This is a genomic window from Acinetobacter sp. YH12155 (genome assembly GCF_013418255.1).
In the GTDB taxonomy this organism is placed as follows: domain Bacteria; phylum Pseudomonadota; class Gammaproteobacteria; order Pseudomonadales; family Moraxellaceae; genus Acinetobacter; species Acinetobacter indicus.
In genome coordinates this window covers 1-8,053 of the sequence record NZ_VPCK01000041.1, presented here as the reverse complement: position 1 = coordinate 8,053, position 8,053 = coordinate 1, and the positions used below count along the sequence as shown (strand labels likewise).

5 protein-coding genes are annotated in these 8,053 nt (G+C 46.5%); 2 read left to right on the top strand and 3 right to left on the bottom strand.

Annotated features, from left to right (window positions below):
* The first annotated feature begins 406 nt into the window (after window positions 1-406).
* A complete protein-coding gene (locus FTU86_RS13510) occupies window positions 407-916 on the top strand; it encodes a hypothetical protein (RefSeq protein WP_180048595.1) in 510 nt (169 codons plus the stop codon).
* Between the two features lie 82 nt (window positions 917-998).
* On the opposite strand, the gene FTU86_RS13505 is transcribed toward FTU86_RS13510, so the two are convergent.
* From FTU86_RS13505 to ompR, 3 genes are all read right to left on the bottom strand, one after another.
* Window positions 999-2,516, bottom strand: coding sequence for an acetyl-CoA hydrolase/transferase family protein (locus FTU86_RS13505; RefSeq protein WP_005180567.1), 1,518 nt, complete (start codon window positions 2,514-2,516; stop codon window positions 999-1,001).
* Window positions 2,517-2,723: 207 nt separating this feature from the next.
* A complete protein-coding gene (locus FTU86_RS13500; protein WP_075167846.1) occupies window positions 2,724-4,184 on the bottom strand; it encodes an ATP-binding protein in 1,461 nt (486 codons plus the stop codon).
* 260 nt (window positions 4,185-4,444) lie between these two features.
* Window positions 4,445-5,209 (bottom strand): two-component system response regulator OmpR, encoded by a 765-nt coding sequence (gene ompR / locus FTU86_RS13495; RefSeq protein WP_005180561.1) that lies wholly within the window; start codon window positions 5,207-5,209, stop codon window positions 4,445-4,447.
* 335 nt (window positions 5,210-5,544) lie between these two features.
* Here ompR and FTU86_RS13490 point away from each other — a divergent pair, with 335 nt between their 5' ends.
* Window positions 5,545-7,896 carry a Tex family protein gene (locus FTU86_RS13490; RefSeq protein ID WP_180048596.1) on the top strand — a complete coding sequence of 784 codons (2,352 nt, stop codon included), beginning with the start codon at window positions 5,545-5,547 and terminating at the stop codon, window positions 7,894-7,896.
* The last annotated feature ends 157 nt before the right edge of the window (window positions 7,897-8,053 follow it).

Sequence of the window (8,053 nt, the reverse complement as noted above, 5' to 3'; positions counted from 1 at the left end):
AATGGAGAAATCTAATCGGTATGTTATACCTGAGAGAAGAGTGAGGAGTTATCCAAGGGTTGTAAAAGGAAAACCTCAAAAATACCCAAGAAAAAGCCAGTCAATCTCTTAACTGACTGGCATTACTGCATTGCAGGGGCTTTTTTTATGTCATTTAAAAATGGCAGCATGATCTTCATCTTTCATCTTTCATCTTTCATCTTTCATCTTTCATCTTTCATCTTTCATCTTTCATCTTTCATCTTTCATCTTTCATCTTTCATCTTTCATCTTCAGGATTGATTGGCTATCAAATCAGGAGCAGTGTTACGCTAATAACAGCTCAATAACACGAATCCTGCTGAATAAGATTGCATTCTGGTGTTTAATAGAGAGACATGTTTCATTACTGTTCAGGAGGCCGTGTATGACGCGCTTTCAGATGTTCTCCTCGACTGTAATGATTATGCTGGGAATCGGCTCAACGTCGGTCTGGGCGCAACCCGAGCGTCTAGCAATGCTTCAGGTCATGGCAGAACCTGAACTACGTCAGGAAGTGGGCTTTATTCCGTATCAGGAAGATCGTGCAAAGCGTAAGGCATTACAGCACCGGATCATGCAAATTCAGCAGGACACTCAAAACCGGGTCATTGACCCGGCCCCGCCTGTTCTCATTACCATGCCGGCCAAAGAACCGGTCAATATGGATCACCTTTCTCCCGCGTTGCAGCAGCATATTCTGGCGATTGCCGCCGGTTTGCAGTCGGATAACCCGCTACGTGGCCTGGAAACCCTGCTGGCGCCATTTCGTGGCCCGGATGGGAAGATCCAGCTTGATTTACCCAATATCTCTTTAGGCGTGGTCGATTATGAGATGAATCTGGGCAATAGCTTGTTCCCCGATATCAGCTCACAGTTACGCAACCCGACCCGATAATAGATGACGTGATAGGGGAAACTATCCAACCATAAAAAAACGCTCCAGAGGAGCGTTTTTTTAGATCTGATTCAGGCCGAGATTAAGCCGTTTTTACCGCTGCTTCTTGGGCCAGCATGTGACCGTTTTCTTCGAAGTTGCTGTGCCAAGCCAACGCTTCACGTAACAGGTGAGGAGTGTGGCCGCCTTTTGCACATGCGCGGTCGAAGTAGTCGTTTAATGCATCACGGTACATTGGGTGTGCACAGTTGTCGATAATCGCACGAGCGCGCTCACGCGGTGCCAGACCACGAAGATCGGCAAGACCCTGTTCAGTCACCAGAATGTCAACGTCGTGTTCTGCATGGTCAATGTGTGATGCAAATGGAACAACAGATGAAATGTCGCCGCCTTTGGCAATAGACTTGGTCACGAAAATGGCCAGGTGAGCGTTACGCGCGAAGTCACCTGAACCACCAATACCGTTCATCATTTTGGTACCGCATACGTGAGTGGAGTTCACGTTACCGTAGATATCGAACTCAAGCGCAGTGTTGATGCCGATAATACCTAAACGACGTACCAGTTCAGGGTGGTTTGAAATTTCTTGTGGACGCAGAACCAGTTTATCTTTGTACTGTTCCAGGTTGTTAAATACTTTTTCGCCGTATTTCGCAGACAGGGTAATAGATGAACCTGAAGCGAACTTCATTTTACCGGCATCAATCAGTTCGAAAGTACAGTCTTGCAGTACTTCTGAGTACATGATCAGGTCTTCGAAGTTTGATTCTTTCAAGCCGGTCAATACTGCGTTAGCGATTGAACCAATACCCGCTTGTAAAGGACCGAGGTTTTTCGGTAAACGGTCTTCAGCCACTTCTTTTTCGAAGAACGCGATCAAGTGGTTGGCAATCGATTGAGTCTCGTCATCTGGTGCAGTGACAGTTGATGGAGAGTCATGTAATTCGCTGTTAAATACGATACCAACGATTTTTGCAGGATCGATGTTAATCGCTTGAGTACCGATACGCTCGTCAACTTTGGTCAACGGAATTGGTTGACGGGTTGGACGATAGGTCGGGATATAAATGTCGTGTAAGCCTTCAAACGCCGGGCTTAAGTTGGTGTTAATTTCAACAATGACTTTTTCAGCAAAAATTGCAAAGCTTGCAGAGTTACCTACAGAAGTGGTTGGCACGATGCCGCCATCTTCAGTAATCGCAACGGCTTCAATTACCGCTACATCTGGCTTTTTCAGCTGCTGGTTACGCATTTGTTCAACTGTTTCAGACAAGTGCTGATCGATGAACATGACTTCGCCTTTGTTGATGGCTTTACGTAAAGTGTTATCCACTTGGAAAGGTAGACGACGTGCCAGTACACCGGCTTCAGTCAGTTGTTTGTCGAGATCGTTCCCTAAGCTCGCACCAGTAATTAATGTAATTTTTAGAGGATTCGCTTGTGCTTGTTTCACTAAAGCCAAAGGAACAGCTTTCGCTTCACCGGCACGTGTAAAGCCACTCATACCAACAGTCATACCGTCTTGGATGAATTGAGCAGCTTGCTCCGCACTCATAACCTTGTCATGTAGGGAAGCTAAACGGATGCGATCTAGGGACATGGTTTACTCTCGTTTGAAAAATCAGAACTGATGGCGATTGTACCCATCAAAAAAGCCATTTTGCATACCTGTTAGGCTAAGGTCTAATTTTTTCAAAAAATGCAGGTATAAATATATTTGATGCTTTTTATCTTGTTGAAAATTCAACAATAAAAATTAAAAGCCAAATCTTCACCAGGAACTGATTGATCAATGTTTAAGCATGATTTAGAAATGTTCTGTAATACTTTGCTTAATTTTTTCCAGGGTGCTGCTGTTGTTTTTTTCATCATCTGGCTGTTCGGGCAGCGGTAAAGAGATGATGACTTCCAGTCCACCTTGCTCGCGATTGCGAATAATCAGCTCGCCTTGGTGAATATCGACAATCCGTTTCACAATGGCCAGACCTAAACCGCTACCTTGGACGGTACGTGCGGCATTCCCACGCACAAAAGGCTGCATTAAAGATTCAATCTGATCTTCAGGAATGCCTTCACCATGATCGGCCACACTAATGCAGATAAATTGTTCCTGCACTTTGGCAGACAGCTCAATCGGTTCAGTGCCATAACGCTTGGCATTGTTAATCAGGTTGCCAATCAAGCGTTTCAGCGACAGGCTGCGTGCCTGCAAAATCGGTAATTCTTCCGGGCTAAAGCGAATGTCCAGCGGTTTAAACTGGATCACCAGTTCCTGTAACAAGGCATTTAAATCGGTATCTTGCAGTTCTTCATCCGAGCCATCACGCATATAGGAAATGAACTGGTCCAAAATGGCGTCCATATCTTCGACATCGTAAATCAGGCCTTCTTTTAAAAAGTCTTCATCCGGCATCATTTCTGCACTCAGCCGAATCCGGGTCAGAGGCGTGCGCAGGTCATGCGAAATTCCGGCCAGCATAATCCGGCGGTCACGCTCGGTCTGTTCCAGGGTAAAAATCATCTGGTTAAAAGCCTGATTCACCTGACGGATTTCCAGTGGGCCGTGGTTGGTTTCTAAATAAGGCGCTTTGCCGGTTTGACTATAGGTGTTGGCCGCTTCCTGCAAACGGCGTAATGGCCGGTTCAGCTGACGCACCAAGGTCAGAATAATAATCGCAGACAGCAGCGGAATGCCGAGCAGCCAGCCAAACACCAGTTCCGGGCTGTAGTTGGCATAGGTTTTTAATGGTTCACGAACCCAGTGGCCGTTCATTTCCGGGGTTTGAATCCAGATACGTGGGCTGGGCTTGAACTGGAAATACACGGTTACATCATCGGCTTTGAGTTCATTGGCCAGTTTTTTCTCGATTTGTCGGGTAAAGAATTCGGCAATAACCTTGTCACGGACATTCGGATATTCCTTGGGATCGGTAATGTATTCAATCCCGACCCGGTTTTTTAGCCAGGCATCCACATCGACTTCGGCATCATTATGGAAAATCCGTAATTCCGGATTGTTTAGAATTTCCAGTTCAACTGCCAGATAACGGGCATGTTGCTGGATTTCCGGCAGATACAGGGTACGCCAAAAGAACCATAGTGACATAAACAGACTGAAAATCACCACAAACAGCACCAGCACGGTGGTCCGCATGGCAGCCGAGCGCGGTTTGATTTTATCCAGAAAGCGTTCCCACGGTGTGCGTTTGCGTTCTGAATAGGTTTCAAAGTCGGTAAAGTCTTGTGGATCGATGGGGTCGAGTTTCACAATGAGTCCTTTTTAAAAAGGGAAAGTTCTCCCCCAAAATTGGATACGCGTTAGGTCATCCGCAACTGTTTGAGGCAGGACTCAAGTAAATTACTTATGTTTCTGCGAAATATTGGTTGAAATGACGGAATTTGCCGAGTTTTGCGGATGACAATGGTTTTGCTTACTTTTGCCGAAACAAAAGTAAGGCGAACCGCAGGTTGTATCCCATCAGTGGGGAATAGACCGTAAGACTCCGTCATAGATTCGATGAGTGAGCTTTATTCCGCACCATCTGGAACAAAGACATAACCCACACCCCACACCGTTTGAATATAACGCGCACGTGCCGGGTTTTCTTCAATCAGGCGACGTAAACGAGACACTTGCACATCAATCGAACGTTCCATTGCCCCCCATTCACGGCCACGCGCCAGATTCATCAGCTTGTCGCGGGTCAGCGGTTCACGAGGATGTTGTACCAGCGCTTTTAACACTGCGAACTCGCCTGTAGTTAAAGTCACGACTTGACCTTCACGGGTCAGGGTACGGGTCGAAAGATCTAGCGCCCACGGTCCAAAGCTGACCACTTCCATCTGCTGGCTTGGTGCGCCTGGGACTTCACGTACCTGACGGCGTAATACGGCACGAATACGCGCTAATAGTTCATTCGGGTTAAACGGTTTTGGCAGATAGTCATCGGCACCTGCTTCAAGGCCGGCAATACGGTCTGAGTCGCTGCCGCGTGCGGTCAGCATGATAATTGGCGTATCAATGCTGGACTGGCGTAAACGGCGGCAAATGCTCAGGCCATCTTCAACCGGTAGCATGAAATCGAGCACGATCAGGGAAAACAGCTCGCGTTGTAACAGGCGATCCATTTGCGTAGCATCATGGGCAGTTTTGACCACGAAACCTTTATCTTCCAGAAAACGCTGTAACAGCGTACGCAAACGCACATCATCATCGACAACGAGAATGCGTTCAACGCGGTCAGTTTCGGTATGTACGGCATCTGTATTTTCAGCAGGTACAACTAAACTCATGATGTGCTCCTTTATTCTTTATTGTGGTCGTATGCAAAGCTTTCACTGACTTTGAGTATACGATTCATCTGTATGCCTTGACTATGCTCTAAAGCAACAAATATTGCAGTTAAAATCAAGACATAGATACCAAATATATACATCTATGATAGAAGATAAATCCCACAATTTGGGGAAGAAAAGGTCCTGAAATGATGAATTTACCGCAAAAATGTGAAATATCTGCGAATTGGCAAGAATCGCCATCTGTAAATTTCATAAAACAATTGTGGATTTTATGGGCCTGGTCTTTATAATCATGCCATTTAGTACTTATCCTTGTGGGATCAAACACGATGACTGACTTAGTTCAGCAGTTGGCAAAAGAACTTGCCGTACGTCCAAATCAGGTAGAAGCTGCCATCAAACTCATTGATGAAGGTGCCAGTGTTCCTTTTATTGCACGTTACCGTAAAGAAGTAACGCAGGGCTTAGACGATACGCAACTTCGCCAGCTCGATACACGTTTAGCGTATTTGCGTGATTTGTTTGAACGCCGTGAAAAAGTGATTGAATCACTAAAAGAACAAAATAAATTATCTGATGATTTATTGGCACGTGTGAATGCGGCTGAAACTAAAAATGCCTTAGAAGAAATTTACGCGCCGTACCGTCCAAAACGTACCAGCAAATCTTTTAAAGCCAAAGAAGCCGGCTTGGGTCCAATCGCAGAGAAAATCTTTGCAGAAGCGATTGATCCAGCAGAAGCGCTTGCAGGCTTTAGCCATGAAGATTATCCAGACCTGGAAAGCCAGCTCGATGCGATTCAGCATATTTTAATTGATGACTGGGCGCAAAATATTGCACTCACCACTGAACTGAAAGCAACCTTCGCCAAAACCGCCGTGCTGAAAAGTCTGGTGGCCAGTGATGAGAAAAAAGAAGTTGGTAAAAAATTCCGTGATTACTTCGATTTCTCTGAAAGCCTGAACAAAGTACCATCGCACCGTTTGCTGGCCATGCTGCGCGGCCGTCAGGAAAACGTGCTGGGCTTAAAAGTTGATGGTGAAGATGAAGCACCACTGGCACGTATTGAAACCGAATACAATTTAGATGCCGTGCAGCCACAAGCGCGTCAGGACTATTTAAAGCAGACCGCAAAACTGTTCTGGCTGGGTAAAGTTCGCCCGACCATTGAGCATTCCTTACTGACTGAAAAACGTCTGGCGGCTGAAGCAGAAGCAATGCAGGTGTTTGCTGAAAATCTCCGTCATCTGCTGCTGTCTGCACCTGCTGGCGCACGTACGACGCTGGGCGTTGACCCGGGCATCCGTACCGGTGTGAAACTGGCGGTAGTGAATGAATCAGGCGATGTATTGGCGCACAGCACTATTTATCCATTTGCACCAAAAGATGATAAGGCAGGTTCATTAACGGAACTGGCGCGTCTTTGCCGTGAATTTAACGTCGATTTAATCGCGATTGGTAACGGTACCGCAAGCCGTGAAACTGAAGCGCTAGTGGCTGAAATGATGGCCGCGAATTCTGACCTGAAACTGACCCGTGTTTCGGTGTCTGAAGCAGGTGCTTCGGTTTATTCAGCTTCTGAACTGGCTTCACAAGAACTTCCAGAACTGGATGTGTCGATTCGCGGTGCAGTATCGATTGCCCGTCGTTTACAGGATCCATTGGCAGAGCTGGTGAAAATTGATCCGAAATCAATTGGTGTGGGTCAGTATCAGCACGACGTGAACCAGACCGGTTTGGCCAAAACCCTGGAAGCGGTGGTGGAAGACTGTGTGAACTCGGTGGGTGTGGATGTGAATACGGCATCTGCAGCAATTCTGGGTTATATCGCTGGTCTGAACAAATCAATTGCCCAGCAAATCGTGGACTTCCGTAAGGAAAATGGCCGTTTTGATAATCGTCAGGCCCTGAAAAAAGTGCCACGTTTAGGTGAGCGTACTTTTGAACAGGCGGCAGGTTTCTTGCGTATTCAAAATGGTTCTGAGCCACTTGATGCCTCTGCGGTGCACCCGGAATCGTATGCGCTGGTGTCTAAAATTGTGGAAGCCAAAGCGACTACAGTCAAAGATATTATTGGCAATACTGAAATTATCCGTCAGGTCAATGCAGAAGAATTTGTAGACGACCAGTTTGGTTTACCAACCATTCAGGACGTGCTGAGCGAACTTGAAAAGCCGGGCCGTGACCCGCGTCCGGAATTCCGTACCGCTAAATTCCGTGATGATATTACTGAAGTATCACAATTGTCTGAAGGCATGCAGCTAGAAGGTGTGGTCACCAATGTCACCAACTTCGGTGCCTTTGTGGATGTCGGTGTGCATCAGGACGGTTTAGTCCATATTTCTGAACTGGCCAATGAATTCGTGTCTGATCCGCATAAAGTGGTGAAACCGGGTCAAATTGTCCAAGTACGTGTTTTAACGGTAGATGTTGAGCGTAACCGTGTGAACCTGTCGATGCGTCCGGAAGGTGCTGCAGCAGCGAAAGCACCACGTCAGCCACGCCGTGACCAAAACGAACAGCGTACTGAACGTAAGCCGCAGGGTAAACGTCCGCAACAGGCGCGTCCGCAGGGTGATCGTCCGCAGGGCAAAAAGCCACAAGCGGCAAAACCACAAGACAATAAGATTGGTGGTTTGGGTGCATTGTTATTGCAAGCCGGGATTAAAGGTTCGAAGTAATCTTTAGCTCTTAAAAAAACCTCCCAATTGGGATAATGCCAGTCAGTTAAGAGATTGACTGGCTTTTTCTTGGGTATTTTTGAGGTTTTCCTTTTACAACCCTTGGATAACTCCTCACTCTTCTCTCAGGTATAACATACCGATTAGATTTCTCCAT